Here is a 14,969-nt window from a genome sequence, read left to right as displayed (position 1 = left end):
CTCCCACAAGCAGCCTCATTGTGACAGACCTCTCACTCCGCTCCGGCGAGGCCGTCATGAATGACCCGGGCGTTGTGGCGCATCATGCCCTCGTAGGTGGCGGCCTCGCCCTCGGCGGCCAGGGCGCCGGAATAGAGGGTGCCGGCCACGGGGATGCCGGTTTCCTCGGCGAGCTGGCGGATCAGCGCGGGGCTGGTGATGTTCTCGTAGAACAGCGCCGGGATGCGGTTGTGCTTGAGGAAGTCGATCAGACTGGCCATGTCGGCGGCGGCGGGCTCGGCGGCGGTGTTGAGCCCCACCGGGGAGAGAAAGCGCACGCCGTAGGCATCGGCGAAGTAGTCGAAGGCGTCGTGGCCGCTGACCACCACCCGCCTTGAGGCGGGAATGGCGTCGATCAGCCGGTGGATCTCGGCGTCCAGGCTGTCGAGGCGCGTCAGGTAGTCGTCGGCGCGACGGCGATAGGCGTCGGCGTGAGCCGGGTCGGCCGCGATCAGGCCGTCGCGGATGTTGGCCACGTACTGCTCGGCGCGGCCGACATCCAGCCAGGCGTGAGGGTCCAGGTCGCCGTGGTCATGGGTGGCGTGCTCGGCGTGCTCGGCGTGGTCGTCATGGCCGTCGCCCTCGGCGCCGTCCTCGCCGTGGTCGGCGCCGGTGAAGTGCAGTGGATCGATGCCGTCGGTGGCGACGACCTTGACGCCCCGGTAGCCGCTGGCGTCGAGCAGCCGGTTCATCCAGCCTTCCAGCTGCAGGCCGTTGAAGATCACCAGGTCGGCCCCGGCGATGCGGCGCACGTCCACCGGGCTGGGCGTATAGACGTGGCTGTCGCTGTCGGGGCCGACCAGGCTGGTCACCTCGACGTGCTCGCCGCCCACCTGCTCGGCCATGTCGGCCAGCACGCTGAAGCTGGCGACCACGTCGAGCGGTTCGGCGGCCTGGCTGGCGGTGGTGACGCCGGAAAGGCCGACGATCAGGCCGGCCAGCAGTGCATGACGCATGAGATTGTCTCCTTCGTGAGGGCTGCCGCCGGCATCGTCGGCTACGGGATGGGCGGCAGGTTTGCTACGATGGCGAGCGCCCACCGCAAGGACGTCTCGCCGTGCCGCATCTGTTCACCAACCGCCCCAAGCGCTCCGCCCTCAACCGCGACCGGCCCGAATGGCGTGCCGACTTTCGCTGGGAGACCGTGAACGCGATGCTCTACAAGCTGGGCGGGCTGCTGTTCATCGTCGGCAGTGTCTTCTTCTTTCCGCGCTTCCATCCCTACGAGGACGTCGGCGCCTGGGTCTTCTTCATCGGCTCGCTGCTCTACCTGGTGGTGACCGGCCACGACATGCTCGAGGTGCGCAAGTTCTGGCAGGGCAGTCGTCATCACGCCATGGGCAAGCGGCTCGAGATGATCGCCGCCTCCAGCTATCTCGGCGGCACCCTGCTGTTCACCGCCGGCAGCCTGTTCTTCCTCAGCTGGTGGGGCTGGCTCATCGCCGGCGCCTGGTGCTTCGTCATCGGCTCGGCGCTGTTCGTGCTCGGCGCCTGCGTCAACGTGCTGCAGGTGGTCCAGGCACCGTCGCTGCTGTCGCTGCAGATGACCAACCTCACCGCGGTCACCTTCGTCGTCGGCTCGGTGCTGTTCGTGGTCGCGTCCATTCCCTACCTGTGGACCTTCGACACCCACCACGACGCGCAGCGGCTGTTCACCTTCTTCGCCTGGCAGTACCTGGTCGGCAGCGTGCTGTTCTTCCTCGGCGGCGTGTTCAACTACTACCGGGCCTGCCTGATCATGCGCCGCCGTCGCGACGGCGAGGCCCGCCACGCCAGCGACGATGCGCTGCTCATCGCCTACCTGCACGGCGAGATCAGCGCGGCCGAGTTCCGCGCCGCCTGGCGTGCCGAGTCGCTGCCCGCCCGCGGCATGCCCTGAGCGGTCAGGCGCTCTCGTCGGCCGTGTCCAGCGGTGTCGCGCGCCGGCGCACGCGGGCCAGCAGGCTGTGGTAGCGGCCCAGCAGGGTCGACAGCAGATACACCCCGCCGGCCAGCAGGATGATGCTCGGCCCCGAGGGCAGGCCCAGGTGATACGACAGCAGCAGCCCGCCGGTGCTGGCGAACAGCGCGATCACCACGGCGACGGCCATCAGCCCTTCCAGGCGCTTCGACCAGAAGCGCGCAGCGGTGGCCGGCAGCATCATCAGCCCCACCGCCATCAGCGTGCCCAGGGTCTGGAAGCCGGCGGTCAGGTTGAGCACCACCAGCCCCAGGAACAGCCCCTGGATGAGGCCGCTGTGCACGCCCTGGCCGCGCAGGAACAGCGGGTCCAGGCACTCCACCACCAGCGCGCGGAAGGCCATCGCCATGACCAGCACGGTCACGCTGGCGACCCCGGCGATCAGCCACAGCGCCGTGGTGTTCACGGCCAGGATCGAGCCGAACAGCACATGGGTCAGGTCGACGCTGCTGCCGCCCAGCGACACCAGCATCACCCCGGCGGCCAGCGAGATCAGGTAGAAGCTGGCCATCGCCGCGTCCTCGCGATGGCCGGTGAGCTGCGACACGCTGCCCGCCAGCCCCGCCACCAGCAGCCCGGACAGGATGCCGCCGAGGCTCATCGCCGGCAGCGAGAAGCCGGCGAGCAGAAAGCCCAGCGCCACGCCCGGCAGGATGGCGTGCGCCATGGCGTCGCCGAGCAGGCTCATGCCGCGCAGCATCAGGAACACCCCCAGCGGCGGGGCGGCCAGCGACAGGGCCAGGCCGGCGACCAGCGCCCGCTTCATGAAGCCGTAGTCGGTCAGCGGGGAGACGAGCAGGGCCTGAAGGGTATCGATCATCGCGTTGCTCCGCGGGCGAGGTGCAGGGGCAGGGGCGCGGGGGCGGCCGCCATGCCGCCGGATTGCAGCAGCTCCTGCGGGTCGTGCCAGTGGCCGCGGCCCTCGGCCAGCAGCAGCACGCGATCGGCCAGCGCGGCGAGCTGGTCGCGGTCGTGGAGGACCACCACGATGGTGGTGCCGGCCCGGGCCATGTCGCGCAGCACCCCGGTAAGCACGGTGACGGTGTCGGCATCGACATTGGCGAAGGGCTCGTCGAGCAGCAGCAGCTCGGCCTCCTGCATCAGGGTGCGCCCCAGCAGGGCACGCTGGCGCTGCCCGCCGGAAAGCTCGCCCAGCGGCCGGTGGGCGAGCTGCGAGATGCCCAGGCGCTGCATGATCTCGCGGGCCTGGCGGTACTGGTCCGGCCGGTAGCCCCGGAGCGCGCCGCGGGTCGGCCAGCTGCCGGTCATCACCAGCTCCTCGACGCTCATCGGAAAGCTCAGGTCCAGCGCCAGCTGCTGGGGCAGCCAGGCGCGGCGTTCGCGGGGAATCGTGCACTCGATGCGACCGGCGATGGGCGGCAGCACGCCCATGATCGCCTGGATCAGCGTGCTCTTGCCCGCCCCGTTGGCGCCGATCAGCGCGGTGATGGCGGCGTCCGGGAAGGCCCCCGCGAGATGCTCGATCACCGTGCGCCCGCCCTGGGCCAGCGCCAGGTCGTGGAGTGCCAGCCGCGCCATCAGCCCAGCAGCCCCCCGGCCCAGGCCGCCGCCAGCCACAGCACCGCCAGCGGCACCAGGGCCATCAGCAGCCGGCGGCGGGCCGACAGCGACATCAGCGAGAAGTGACAGGGCCCGTCGGGGCGGTGGCGGTGTCGATGCGGCATGGCGGGGCTCGATCTCGGGAAAACGGCAAAAAGTTATAACATAACAAAACAGCGTGGCCAATCGTCCGCGACGGGTCGCCCCCGGGATCAGTAGCGAATCTGCATCCCCACCCGGTCGGGGGCGAGCGTCCAGGCGTACTGGTAGTCGAGATTCACGTCGCCCAGCGTCAGCCGGGCCGGCTGGAAGCGGTTGAGCGCCACCCCGGCCTGGCCCGGCTGGGTTCTCAGCTGGATCTCGCCGACCAGCATGCCGGTGGCGAAACTGATCGCGCCGTCGCGCGGGCGGTCGTCGCCGACGCCGATCGCCAGCCCGCCCAGGGTGTTGATGACCAGCGAACTCAGCCGCGCCCGCCAGGCCCGGCGCCGGCGTTCCTCGGCGGCGGTGGCACGCACCAGCGCGCGGGCCTCGGCCAGGTGGGCCGCGTCGCGGTGCTCGGCCAGCGTCTGCAGGCGCCGGTAGGCGGCCGGATGCGGCTGCGGGTCGGTGATCACCCCGGCTAGCGCCAGCGCCGACTTGACGCCGCCCACCCGGGCATCGAAGCGGTCATCGGCACTGTCGGCCTCGCTGGCCTGGTAGGCGTTGTCGGCCAGGCTGGCGGCGTAGACCCCGCCCCAGCCGTAGCGCCACAGCGTGGCCTGGTGGGCCCCGCCCTCGAGGGCGTCGAGATAGGCATTCCATTCGGCGTCGGCCGGGGCCGGCTGGGCCAGCGCCGGGATGGCGATGAGCCCCAGCATCCCGAGCGCGACGACCCGGGCGAAACAAGCAAGGCGGGACATGCGGACCCCCTGTCAGCGTGCATCCGAAACATGGCGGGCGTCCCGCCGCAACAAGCCTCTGGAGTATAGGGGATCGCGGGCCGGTACTGGTGTTGACAGGCGAGGGGGCTCCGCCTAGATTCTATCATAGTTAATGAGAATCATTATCAATTAAAGGCCGATGGAGAACGCCCATGAGCTATCGCATCCACAGCACCCTGCACGGTGCCAACCCCAGCCTGGAAATCCTCGACGCCAGCTCCGGCAGCGTGCGGCTGGCCTGGGAATACCCGCGCCAGCCATCCGGAGATCAAGCCGCCGACCCGGACCTGCTGGCCCTGGAGCGGGAACGCGCCGTGCATCAGCTGTTCTGCCGGCTGTTCCTGCTGACCACCGAGCAGTATCTCAAGGGCGAGCTCGACGACCGGCTGCCGGCCGGCGAGATGCCCTCGGTGACCGCTTGATCCCCGGCCGGGCTCAGCGCTCGAGCACGTAGTCTCCCGGAGCCTCGCCCAGCGGCGGATAGCCCGCGTCCGGCTCGCCCAGCGAGGGTGGCGCGACCCGGTCGCCGGAGTGCTGGCGCAGCCAGGCCTGCCATTCCGGCCACCACGAACCGGGACGTTCGGCGACCTGCTCGCGCCAGGTCTCGGCGCTGACCCGAGTGGCCGTGGCCGGCTTGTCGGCGACCTGGTAGACCCGGTGGTGATGGCCGGGTTCGCTCACCACCCCGGCGTTATGGCCGCCGCTGGTGAGCAGGAAGGTGACGTCGCCGCCGAGGTAGGACTGGTTGCGATAGACCGAGCGCCACGGCGAGATGTGATCCTTGCGGGTGGCGACGACGAAGCCGGGAACCCGGATGTCGCCGAGCAGCACCGGCTGGCCGTCGGCGCGATAGTGGCCGCGGGAGAGTGCGTTGTCGAGGTAGAGCCGGCGCAGGTACTGGGAGTGCATGCGATAGGGCATGCGGGTGCCGTCGGTGCTCCACGCCATCAGGTCGAAGGTCGGCTGGCGCTCGCCCATCAGGTACTCGCGCACCAGTCGCGACCAGATCAGGTCGTTGGACTGCAGCAGCTGGAAGGCGCCCTTCATCTGCCAGTCCTCCAGGTAGCCCTGCTCGCGCATGGTGTCCTCGAGGAAGTGCACCTGGCTGTCGTCGATGAACAGCTCCAGCTCGCCGGCCTCGGCGAAGTCGGTGAGGCTGGCGAGCAGGGTCAGGCTGGCCAGGCGCTCGTCGCCGTCGCGAGCCATGGCCGCCGCGGCGATCGACAGCAGGGTCCCGCCCAGGCAGTAGCCGACGGCATGGACCTTCTGCGAGGGCACGATGGTGTTGACGGCGTCGAGCGCCGCCATCACCCCGAGCCGGCGATAGTCCTCGAGGCCCAGGTCGCGCTCCGCCTCGCCGGGGTTCTTCCACGACACCATGAACACCGTGTGGCCCTGGTCGACCAGCCAGCGCACCAGCGAGTTCTCCGGCGACAGGTCGAGGATGTAGTACTTCATGATCCAGGCCGGCACGATCAGCAGCGGTTCGGCGTGGACCCGCTCGGTGGTCGGCCGGTACTGGATCAGCTCGATCAGTTGGTTGCGGTAGACCACCTGACCGGGGGTGACCGCCACCGCCTCGCCGGGAGTGTAGCGCTCGGCGCCGACCGGCGGGCGATGCGCGGCGAAGCGCGAGGCGTCCTCCCAGGCGTGCCGGGCGCCCTCCACCAGATTGCGCCCGCCCCGTTCGGCGGTGCGCGACAGTACCGCGGGGTTGGTCAGCGGGGTGTTGGCGGGCGAGAACAGGTCCAGCACCTGGCGGGTGATGAAGTTGGCCACCGCCTCGTGGTGCGACGTTACCCCCGGCACCCCGGACATGGCATCGTCCCACCACTTCTCGGTCAGCAGGAAGCCCTGGTGCAGCAGGTTGAAGGGCCAGTGCTGCCACTCCGGCTCGTCGAAGCGGTCGTCGCGCTCCGCCGGTTCGATGCAGTGCGCACAGTCGCTCGTGCCCCAGGCCCGGGACGCGTAGTCGGTCAGCCGGGCCGCGCCGTGTTGGGTCGCGAGGGCCAGCTGGGCCTGCTTGCCCGGCGACAGCAGCAGGTGGGTCCACCAGTCGCCGTAGGCCTGCAGGATCGACGCCGGCGAGAGGCCGGCGGTGAGCCGGGCGATGGCGGCATGGGTCTGCCGGTTCCAGGCCGTGAACGGGTCGTCGGTGGATAGCGGTTCAGGCGCCGTATCGGCCGTCTCGGTGTCGCCGGTGGCGGACGCGGATGCCGGTTCGTCGACGGCATCGGCGGTGGGGGCGAGCGGCCGTTGCCCGTAGTCCGGCGTGGGCTGTGCCCCGTCCCTGGCTGTCTGGGCTGACGTGGTCGAATCGTTCGTCGCCATGGCGGTCTCCCTGTCGCGTGCGCCGGCCCCGAGACCCGGCGGTGGGCGGCTCGGGCGCCAGCGGCGCCGTGCCGGCCTTCGCCTCGCCGGTCCCGCGGCCAGGTGTCGTGAATGAACCTCCCTTGATTGTCTTGCTGACGCACCTTTCAACCATAGTGGCTATGACGGGCGAGTGCAGGGGGGGGCGCCGGGGCCGGTCATTCCCGGGGGCGGGCAGGGAAACGCCTGGACGATAGTCATTCCGCTTCGCTGCACCGAAGCTTGTCGGAAGAGGCATTTTTGGCGTCGGTAGGATTCATGAAATTGACGATATACTTCTTTCTTATTTTTGGAGAAAAAGCCTTGGATTTCGGCGCCGATGTCTCTGGAATTCAATAGCCCACCGGCTGAACCAAGAACCCGTCATCGATTTCTGACAGGGGATGTAATCCCGGGATTACAGGTAGATCATCGAGATCAAGGCAGCCTGAAAAGTTGACTGGTTCTTTACCCTACTTCTGGAATGAGAACAGTGGTTCTGCTTTATTGGGTTTATCTTAATTCGGATTAACCCATATGTATTACCATCTGTACTGGGGCAAGGCCCGGCCTGACGGCGCAGGTGCGCAGTGCCACCTTCTGCCCTATCACAGTCTGGACGTGGCCGCCGTCGGCTGGTACCTGCTCGCCCCCGAGCGTCCCTTGACCCAGCGGCTGGCGGCCCGGCTCGATATGCCGCCCGAGGCGCTGCGGCGTTTCTTCGTCTTCCTGCTGGGGCTTCACGACCTCGGCAAGTTCGCTCGCGCCTTCCAGGGGCTGGCCCGGCCCGACGGTGTCGAGCTGGTTCCGCCGATCGAGCGACTGGCCTATACCGAACGGCATGACCGGCTGGGTGCCCTGGTGTGGCAATCGAATTGGATCGAGTGGTGGCAGGATGGCTTCCTGGGCACCGCAGAAAAACTGCCGCCGCGACGCGAGCGTCACCAGCTGGCTGATACGCTGCGAGCCTTGCTGGCGCCGATGTTCGGCCATCATGGCCAGCCGGTAGAGGCCGGCCAGTTGAATGCGGGCCAGTTTTTCGGTGAAGACGAACACGCGTCTGATATCGAAGCTGCGCGTCGGTTCGTGGCCGACTGGGTCGCACTGATCGAGCTCGATTGGCCGATCGACAAGCTGGTCTCTCCCCAGTGGCGGGAAGCCTTTCTGTCGGTGAGCTGGACGATTGCCGGCTGGGCCACCTTGAGCGACTGGCTGGGCTCCAACCGAGATCATTTCACTTACTGCCAGAATCCGATGCCGCTGGCCAAATACTGGCCCATGGCACTCGAGCGGGCCGAACGAGCGCTGGCCGAGACGGGATTTGCTCACCCTCCCGAGCCGATACCCTACGCCGGGCTGGCCAGCTGGTTCGGTGGCCAGTCTATCTCACCGACTCCGCTGCAGCGTGAGGCCGAGACCCTGATTCTCGGCGATGGTCCACAGCTCTTCGTGCTCGAAGACGTGACCGGTGCCGGCAAGACCGAGGCGGCCTGCATCCTCGCCCAGCGTCTGCTGGCAGCGGGCCACGGCGAAGGGCTCTATTTCGCATTGCCGACCATGGCAACCTCCAACGCCATGTACGAGCGTCTCGGCCATCTGCATCGGCATTTCTACGCCGAGGCGTCGCATCCCTCCTGCGTGCTGGCACATGGTGCCCGCGAGCTCAACGATACCTTCATGCAGGCCATCGCCGCCGAGCAGCCGGGAGATCGTGATTACGCCGCCGACGACATGACGGCCACCACACGCTGCAACCGCTGGCTGGCCGATTCCCGCAAGAAGTCGCTGCTGGCCGATGTGGGCGTCGGCACCATCGATCAGGCACTGATGGGGCTGCTGCCGTTTCGGCACCAGTCGCTGCGCCTCTATGGCCTGGCCCGCAAGGTGCTGATCGTCGACGAGGTGCACGCCTACGACCACTACATGCAGACCCTGCTCAACCAGCTGCTGGCCCATCATGCGCGTCAGGGCGGCAGCGCCATCCTGCTGACGGCCACCATGCCGCGCGCCATGCGCGAGGCGCTGGCCGCGGCATGGCGTGAAGGGTTGGGGCAGGCACCGGCCTCGCTGCAGAACGATGCATTCCCGCTGTTGACCCAGGTTGGCGACGGTCTGGAGCGCGAGACCCCGCTGGCCACACGCCCGGAAGTATCGCGTGAGGTCGGCATCGACTGGCTGACGTCCGAGGAGCAGGCGCTCGATGCCGTGATGGCGGCCGTCGAGGCGGGCGAGTGCGTCGCCTGGGTGCGCAACACCGTGGATGATGCCATTCGCGCCTTCGAGGCAATCCGCGAGCGCCACCCGGAGCCCGAGCGCTGCCTGCTGTTCCACAGCCGCTTCGCGATGGTCGATCGCCAGCACATCGAGTCGGACGTCATCGAGCGGCTGGGGAAAACTTCCACCCCCGGCCGGCGCCGTGGCCAGGTCTTGATCAGTACCCAGGTGTTCCAGGAATCCCTGGATTGCGATGTGGACCATATGATCAGCGATCTGGCGCCCATCGACCTGCTGATTCAGCGCGCCGGCCGCCTTCAGCGCCATGTGCGCGGCTCGCGTCGCGCGCCCGTCCTTTCTGTTCTGGCTCCCGAGTGGAATGAGACGCCGGATGCCCAGTGGCTCAAGCGTGCCCTGCCGGGCACACAGGCGGTCTATCGCGACACCTCCCTGCTCTGGCTGACTCAGCGCGTGCTGCGCGAACTGGGCGCGATCCGCATGCCCGACGAGGCGCGGGTGTTGATCGAGAGTGTCTATGGCCCGGTCGCCGATCGGGTGCCGGATGGCCTGCAGGAAGCACGATGGGAGCAGCGCGGCATGCAGGGCGTGGCCGTCTCGATGGCCAACTTCAACGCCCTGTCGCTCGAGCAGGGCTATCTTCGCCAGCTGGATATCGATCAGTGGCAGGAAGAGCTGGAGATCGGCACGCGGCTGGTCGACGAGCCGGCGCTCAACGTTGTGCTGCTCAAGCGTGATGCCGATGGCGCGCTGGTGCTGTGGGCGGAGGGCGAGCGTCATGCCGCCATGCTCAGCCAGGTGAAGCTGCGCCAGAGCCAGGCGGAGAAGCTAATGGACCTGCCGGCCGAGAGCCAGGCTCAGTGGGAAGTCCTTCAGGAACATTACAAGGCATTGCGCTTCACTCGACCCTGGCTGGTCGAGGCCGATTCCGTCTGTGCCTATGACGCCCGGTGGGGCGTGAGATTTACAACGAACACGGACAATAAATAGGGGGAATGGGTGTGAATCTGCTCAATGACCCATGGCTGCCCTTCCGCACCCGGGAAGGCACCATCGAATATCGGCCACCCACCGCAGTGGCTGATTCCGAGATCGTCGATCTCGCCCTGCCGCGAGCCGACTTCCAGGGCGCCGCCTACCAGTTCCTGATCGGCCTGCTGCAGACCGCGCTGCCGCCACAGGATCATGGCGACTGGCTGGATCGCTTTCTCGAGCCGCCCAGCGTCGCCGATCTGGAGGCCGCCTTCGCGCCTTTCAGCGATGCCTTCGAGTTGGACGGTGACGGCCCTCGCTTCATGCAGGATCTCGATCCTCTGGATGATGTGAAGGAGGCCACCGTCAGCGGCCTGCTCATTGACGCGCCTGGGGCGAATGGCATCAAGAACAACACCGACTTCTTCGTGAAACGTGGCCGTGTCGACGCGATGTGCGAGGACTGCGCGGCGATGGCCCTTTTCACCATGCAGATCAATGCCCCGGCCGGCGGCGCGGGCATTCGCGTCGGCCTGCGAGGCGGTGGGCCGCTGACCACGCTGGTGCTGCCGGACTCGGCCGATGCCGACCTGTGGTCTCGACTGTGGCTGAATGTGGTGACTCCCAAAGAGCTTGCCCGTGACGGGCGTGCATGGCAGTCGCCACGCATCGACGATGACTCCCTGTTCCTGTGGATGGCACCGACCCGGGTCAGCGACAAGAAGGGAACCGAGGTGCTGCCCGACGACATGCATCCGCTGCATCCCTACTGGTCGATGCCGCGACGCTTCCGGCTGCTGATCGAGGATGATCCGTGTCGTTGCGATATCTGCGGTCGTGACGCCGCTCGCACCGTGCGTCGCATTCGTGCCAAGAAGCAGGGCGCCAACTACGACGGCCCCTGGCTGCACCCGCTGACGCCCTATCGTCGTGATCCCAAGAAACCCAGCGAGCCGCCTCTTTCCACCAAGGGGCAGCCGGGTGGCCTGGGGTATCAGCACTGGTCGAACCTGGTGCTGCACGACGCCGATGGCAGCGGTGCGCTGCCCGCTTTGGTGGTAAAGGACTACGTCTCGCAGAAAGTGCGTCTGGTCGATGAGGAGCGTCGTGCCGGAGAGGACATGGCGGCGCTGCTCAGACATGCCCGATTGTGGGCCTTCGGCTATGACATGGACAACATGAAGCCCCGTGGCTGGTACAGCGTCGAGATGCCGCTGGTGGCGGTGCCACCCACCCAGCAGGAGCGGCTACGTGGCTGGGTTCAGCAATTCACCGACCTGGCTCGGCAGGTCGCCTGGATGGTACGCACCCAGGTCAAGAATGCCTGGTTCGAGCGCCCCTCCGATGCCAAGGGCGACATGAGCCATCTCGACCTCGCCTTCTACGATGCCACTCGCCATGCCTTCTTCCGTGCCCTGTTGGCGTTGCAGGACGCGCTGGAAGCCACGGAGGCCTCGCCGCAACTGCCTTCCGACGTGGCCGAGCGGTGGTATCGCACCCTCAAGCGCGAAGGGCTGGCGCTTTTCGAGGAGCAGGCGCTCAGCGGGGCACCGGAAGCGGCGGATCTGCGACGTGCCACCGCGGCTCGTCGTCAGCTTCAAGGCTTCCTGGCCGGACGCAGCAAGGGCAGCAAGGTCATTCGTCACTTTGCCGAGACCGGTGGTTTTGATTTGACCGCCCGGCCGGCCACTACCGAAGAGGGCATGTCATGAGCGAAACGGAGCCTGCATCCGTGGCGGAGGCTTCTCCGCGTGATCCCGAATATCTGTACGCCATCGATCGCCGGGAGGCCGATGCCCTGCGGCGTTGGTGGCAGCGGTTGACGTTGTCGGCCGAAGCGCTGAAGGCCCATACCGATGCGCCGTCCTGGCCCAAGGGCCTGCGGGCGACGCTGCGCCGCTGCGATACCGGCGAGGCGGCAATGCTCACGGAAGCGTTCCGCCATCTGTGGCACTGGCTGCCGGCCGAGGATGACGAACCCGCTTGGCGCCGCAGCCAGCGGCTTCAGGTCTGGTCCTGTGTTGCCCTGGTGGTGGCCGAGCTGCGTGAAGACACGCCCAGGATGCCGTTGGGCGCACGTCTCGGCCAGCAGAAGCGCGAGACGGGAAAACCGTACATGAGCGAGTTGCGCTTCCAACAGCTGATGACGTCACGCACCCCGGAGGAGCTGGTGCAGCGCCTGCGCCGCGCCCTGGCGCTGATCGACAAACGTGGCGTCAGCGTCGTCCATCTGGCCGACAACATCGCGCTGTGGTGGCGCGAATATCAGGGCAGTATCTCGCCAAAGCCGACAGAGCGGCTGGGCTTTATCTGGGCCAACGACTACTTCGGCGCTACAGCCGGCTATCGACAAGACAACCCGTGATCCGTCAACCACGTCAGGGAGTTAACCTCATGAGCCATTTCATCCAGCTACATCTGCTGACTGCCTACCCACCCGCCAACCTCAACCGTGACGACCTGGGGCGACCCAAGACCGCGATCATGGGCGGAGCCAAGCGTCTGCGGGTCTCGTCGCAGAGCCTCAAGCGGACCTGGCGGACCTCCGCCCTGTTCGAGGAGGCGGTGGGCCAGCACCGCGGCATGCGCACCAAGCGCGTGGGGGTCGAGGCCGCCAAGCGCCTTCAGGAAAAGGGTGTGAAAGAGAAAGATGCCCGTGCCTGGGCCACGGAGATCGCCAAGGTCTTCGGCGAGGTGGCCAAGGGCGAACTGGAGACCAGTCAGCTGGTGCATATCGGGCCGGAAGAGCAGGCGGCGGTCGACGCCCTGGTCGAAACGCTGGCCGGCGAGAATCGTGCGCCGACCAAGGAGGATCTCGACCTGCTGCGCCACAAGCCCTCGGCCGTGGATATCGCACTGTTCGGCCGCATGCTGGCGGCGTCGCCGGCCTTCAACGTCGAGGCCGCCTGCCAGGTCGCGCATGCCGTCACCGTGCATGCCGCCGAGGTCGAGGACGACTACTTCACGGCGGTGGACGACCTGAATACCGGCGACGAGCATCGCGGAGCGGCGCACGTCGGTGAGGCAGGCTTTGGCGCAGGACTGTTCTACAGCTACGTGTGCATTGACCGCCAGCAGCTAATCGAGAACCTCAATGGCGACGAAGCGTTGGCCGATCGCGCCATCGCGGCGCTGGCCGAGGCGGCCGTGAAGACCTCACCCAAGGGCAAGCAGAACAGCTTCGGTTCCCGCGCTCATGCCAGCTATGTACTCGCCGAGAAGGGCGATCAGCAGCCGCGTTCGCTGGCGCCGGCCTTCCTGCGCCCTGTGGCGGGCCAAGATCAGACGCTGGATGCCATCGCCCGACTGGAGCGCCAGACCCAGGCCTTCGATGAGGCCTATGGCGCTGGCGCCGATCAGCGCTTCGTCGTGGCGGCCGACCCCGACTACCGGGAGCCGCAGCTGTCAGGCGGGGTGCTCAAGGGCAGCCTGTCGGAGCTGGTCGAGTTCCTCAACCGGGACCACTGAAGGAGTCGTCATGACGGAGTATCTGGTCTTTCGACTCTATGCGCCGCTTGCCAGCTGGGGCGAGGCGGCGGTGGGGGAGTCGCGCCCCACCGCCACCTACCCCGGGCGCAGCGCCATCGTCGGGTTGCTGGGGGCAGCGCTGGGCGTTCGCCGCGACGATGACGAGGGGCAGCGGCGGCTGCGCGATAGCGTCGGTATCGCCATCAAGCAGCGGTCGCCGGGCAGCCTGCTGCGCGATTACCACACGGTGCAGGTGCCGGCATCGCAGTCCAGGGTGACCTACCGCACTCGACGGGACGAGTTGAATGCCCCGAGGAAGGTCATCAATACCATTCTTTCCAGCCGTGACTACCGCTGTGACGGACTCTGGACCGTCGCCGTCTGGCTGACACCACAGGCTGAGTTGACGCTCGAGGCGTTGGAACAGGCACTCAAGACGCCGCACTTCCCGCTCTATCTGGGACGCAAGGCCTGTCCGCCGGGGGCACCGCTCGCACCACGGCGCGAGGCGTTTTCTCGGCTGCGCGACGCGCTGGACGCCGACTTTCCGCCGCTGTGCGGCAGGAACGTCGAAGAGGAGCGCCGGGCGTTGAGGCTGCCGGATAACGTGCTCTACGCCTGGGAGGGTGAAGCAGCCTGTCTGGATGGCGATGCTCGAGGCGTGGAGTCCAGCGAGACCTGGGATGCCCCGCTCAATCGTAGCCGTTGGCAGTTCGGCCCGCGCACCGAATATCGCCGCGTGGTCCGGGCAAGGGAGGAGTACTGATGTATCTTTCTCGAGTGCGAGTCGACCTCAACGGCCTGTCCCGAGGGGCCTTGTTCGACATCATGGACGGCAGGGCCTATGCCGCTCATCAATTGCTGTGGCGACTGTTCCCTGAGTATCAGGGACCTCGGCCCTTCCTGTTTCGCCAGGAAATGGAGGAATCCGAAGAAGGGGGAGCGCCGCGAGGGCTCCCGCTGTTCTATGTGCTGTCCGATCGCGAGCCTGCCTCCAGCCCTGGCTTGCTTGAGGCTCAGTGCAAGCCATTTATCCCCGTGCTGGAAGTCGGGGAACGGCTGGCTTTTCGCCTGCGGGCGAATCCTACAGTGGCCAAGTCAGTATCAGGCAAGCGGGGACAGCGTGCCGACGTGCTGATGGCCGCCAAGTATCCCTTCGAGGCCGGTGGCGAGAGGAAAAGTCAGGCATGTGTCGAGGCGATGGATGCGGCCGCTCGCGAATGGCTGACAGAGCGTGCCGAGTCCTGGGGATTCCATTTGCCGGCCGAACCTGAAGTCGGTGCCTATCGTCAGCATGCCTTGCCGAAGGACAAGGGGCGTCCTATCCGCTTTTCCAGCGTCGACTATGAAGGCCTGATTGAGGTCACGGATCCTGGCCGGTTGATCGAGACCCTAGCGCAGGGTCTCGGGCGAGCCAAGGCCTTTGGCTGTGGCCTGATGCTGTTGCGTCGTCCCTGATCGATAGC

General features: G+C 67.3%; 14 protein-coding genes. 8 read left to right on the top strand and 6 right to left on the bottom strand.

Annotated elements, in window-relative coordinates; all coding sequences use genetic code 11:
• Positions 1-32: 32 nt before the first annotated feature.
• Positions 33-995: a zinc ABC transporter substrate-binding protein gene (locus G7A98_RS02285; protein WP_163647876.1), complete on the bottom strand. Its 963-nt coding sequence runs from the start codon at positions 993-995 to the stop codon at positions 33-35.
• Between the two features lie 101 nt (positions 996-1,096).
• On the opposite strand from G7A98_RS02285, the gene G7A98_RS02280 reads away from it, so the two are divergent.
• The gene (locus tag G7A98_RS02280; protein WP_163647875.1) at positions 1,097-1,918 is read left to right on the top strand and encodes a YrhK family protein; all 822 of its coding nucleotides are present in this window, start codon (positions 1,097-1,099) and stop codon (positions 1,916-1,918) included.
• A 4-nt stretch (positions 1,919-1,922) separates the two neighbouring features.
• On the opposite strand, the gene G7A98_RS02275 is transcribed toward G7A98_RS02280, so the two are convergent.
• The 4 genes from G7A98_RS02275 to G7A98_RS02260 all read right to left on the bottom strand — a co-directional run bounded on the left by G7A98_RS02275 (position 1,923) and on the right by G7A98_RS02260 (position 4,461).
• Positions 1,923-2,819 (bottom strand): metal ABC transporter permease, encoded by an 897-nt coding sequence (locus G7A98_RS02275; protein WP_163647874.1) that lies wholly within the window; start codon positions 2,817-2,819, stop codon positions 1,923-1,925.
• Positions 2,816-3,538, bottom strand: a complete 723-nt coding sequence (locus G7A98_RS02270; RefSeq protein WP_163647873.1) for an ABC transporter ATP-binding protein — start codon at positions 3,536-3,538, stop codon at positions 2,816-2,818. The genes G7A98_RS02275 and G7A98_RS02270 overlap by 4 nt, the downstream gene beginning before the upstream one ends.
• The gene (locus G7A98_RS02265; RefSeq protein WP_163647872.1) at positions 3,538-3,684 is read right to left on the bottom strand and encodes a hypothetical protein; all 147 of its coding nucleotides are present in this window, start codon (positions 3,682-3,684) and stop codon (positions 3,538-3,540) included. The genes G7A98_RS02270 and G7A98_RS02265 overlap by 1 nt, the downstream gene beginning before the upstream one ends.
• 87 nt (positions 3,685-3,771) lie before the next feature.
• Positions 3,772-4,461, bottom strand: a complete 690-nt coding sequence (locus G7A98_RS02260; RefSeq protein ID WP_240464652.1) for a hypothetical protein — start codon at positions 4,459-4,461, stop codon at positions 3,772-3,774.
• Positions 4,462-4,634: 173 nt separating this feature from the next.
• On the opposite strand from G7A98_RS02260, the gene G7A98_RS02255 reads away from it, so the two are divergent.
• The gene (locus G7A98_RS02255) at positions 4,635-4,904 is read left to right on the top strand and encodes a hypothetical protein (protein ID WP_163647871.1); all 270 of its coding nucleotides are present in this window, start codon (positions 4,635-4,637) and stop codon (positions 4,902-4,904) included.
• A gap of 13 nt (positions 4,905-4,917) precedes the next feature.
• Here G7A98_RS02255 and G7A98_RS02250 read toward each other — a convergent pair whose 3' ends face one another.
• Positions 4,918-6,813 carry an alpha/beta fold hydrolase gene (locus G7A98_RS02250; RefSeq protein ID WP_163647870.1) on the bottom strand — a complete coding sequence of 632 codons (1,896 nt, stop codon included), beginning with the start codon at positions 6,811-6,813 and terminating at the stop codon, positions 4,918-4,920.
• Between the two features lie 555 nt (positions 6,814-7,368).
• Between G7A98_RS02250 and cas3 the strand changes: the two genes are divergently transcribed.
• The 6 genes from cas3 to cas6e are packed head-to-tail and all read left to right on the top strand — an operon-like array spanning position 7,369 to position 14,961.
• Complete coding sequence (gene cas3 / locus G7A98_RS02245; protein ID WP_163647869.1) at positions 7,369-10,053, top strand: CRISPR-associated helicase Cas3'; 2,685 nt, start codon at positions 7,369-7,371, stop codon at positions 10,051-10,053.
• A gap of 5 nt (positions 10,054-10,058) precedes the next feature.
• Positions 10,059-11,747, top strand: a complete 1,689-nt coding sequence (casA, locus tag G7A98_RS02240) for a type I-E CRISPR-associated protein Cse1/CasA (protein ID WP_240464651.1) — start codon at positions 10,059-10,061, stop codon at positions 11,745-11,747.
• Complete coding sequence (casB, locus tag G7A98_RS02235) at positions 11,744-12,400, top strand: type I-E CRISPR-associated protein Cse2/CasB (protein ID WP_163647867.1); 657 nt, start codon at positions 11,744-11,746, stop codon at positions 12,398-12,400. Before casA ends, casB begins: the two co-directional genes overlap by 4 nt.
• 29 nt (positions 12,401-12,429) lie before the next feature.
• On the top strand, positions 12,430-13,503 hold the full coding sequence (cas7e, locus tag G7A98_RS02230) for a type I-E CRISPR-associated protein Cas7/Cse4/CasC (RefSeq protein ID WP_163647866.1): 1,074 nt from the start codon (positions 12,430-12,432) through the stop codon (positions 13,501-13,503).
• Positions 13,504-13,513: 10 nt separating this feature from the next.
• Entirely contained in the window at positions 13,514-14,269 is a 756-nt protein-coding gene (cas5e, locus tag G7A98_RS02225) for a type I-E CRISPR-associated protein Cas5/CasD (RefSeq protein ID WP_163647865.1), read from the top strand.
• A complete protein-coding gene (cas6e, locus tag G7A98_RS02220) occupies positions 14,269-14,961 on the top strand; it encodes a type I-E CRISPR-associated protein Cas6/Cse3/CasE (protein WP_163647864.1) in 693 nt (230 codons plus the stop codon). Before cas5e ends, cas6e begins: the two co-directional genes overlap by 1 nt.
• The last annotated feature ends 8 nt before the right edge of the window (positions 14,962-14,969 follow it).

Origin of the sequence: Modicisalibacter sp. 'Wilcox', from assembly GCF_010993675.1 — a bacterium.
Lineage (GTDB): Bacteria > Pseudomonadota > Gammaproteobacteria > Pseudomonadales > Halomonadaceae > Modicisalibacter > Modicisalibacter tunisiensis.
The sequence above is the reverse complement of the archived record's forward strand: the minus strand, read 5'-3'. Positions and strand labels throughout refer to the sequence as shown.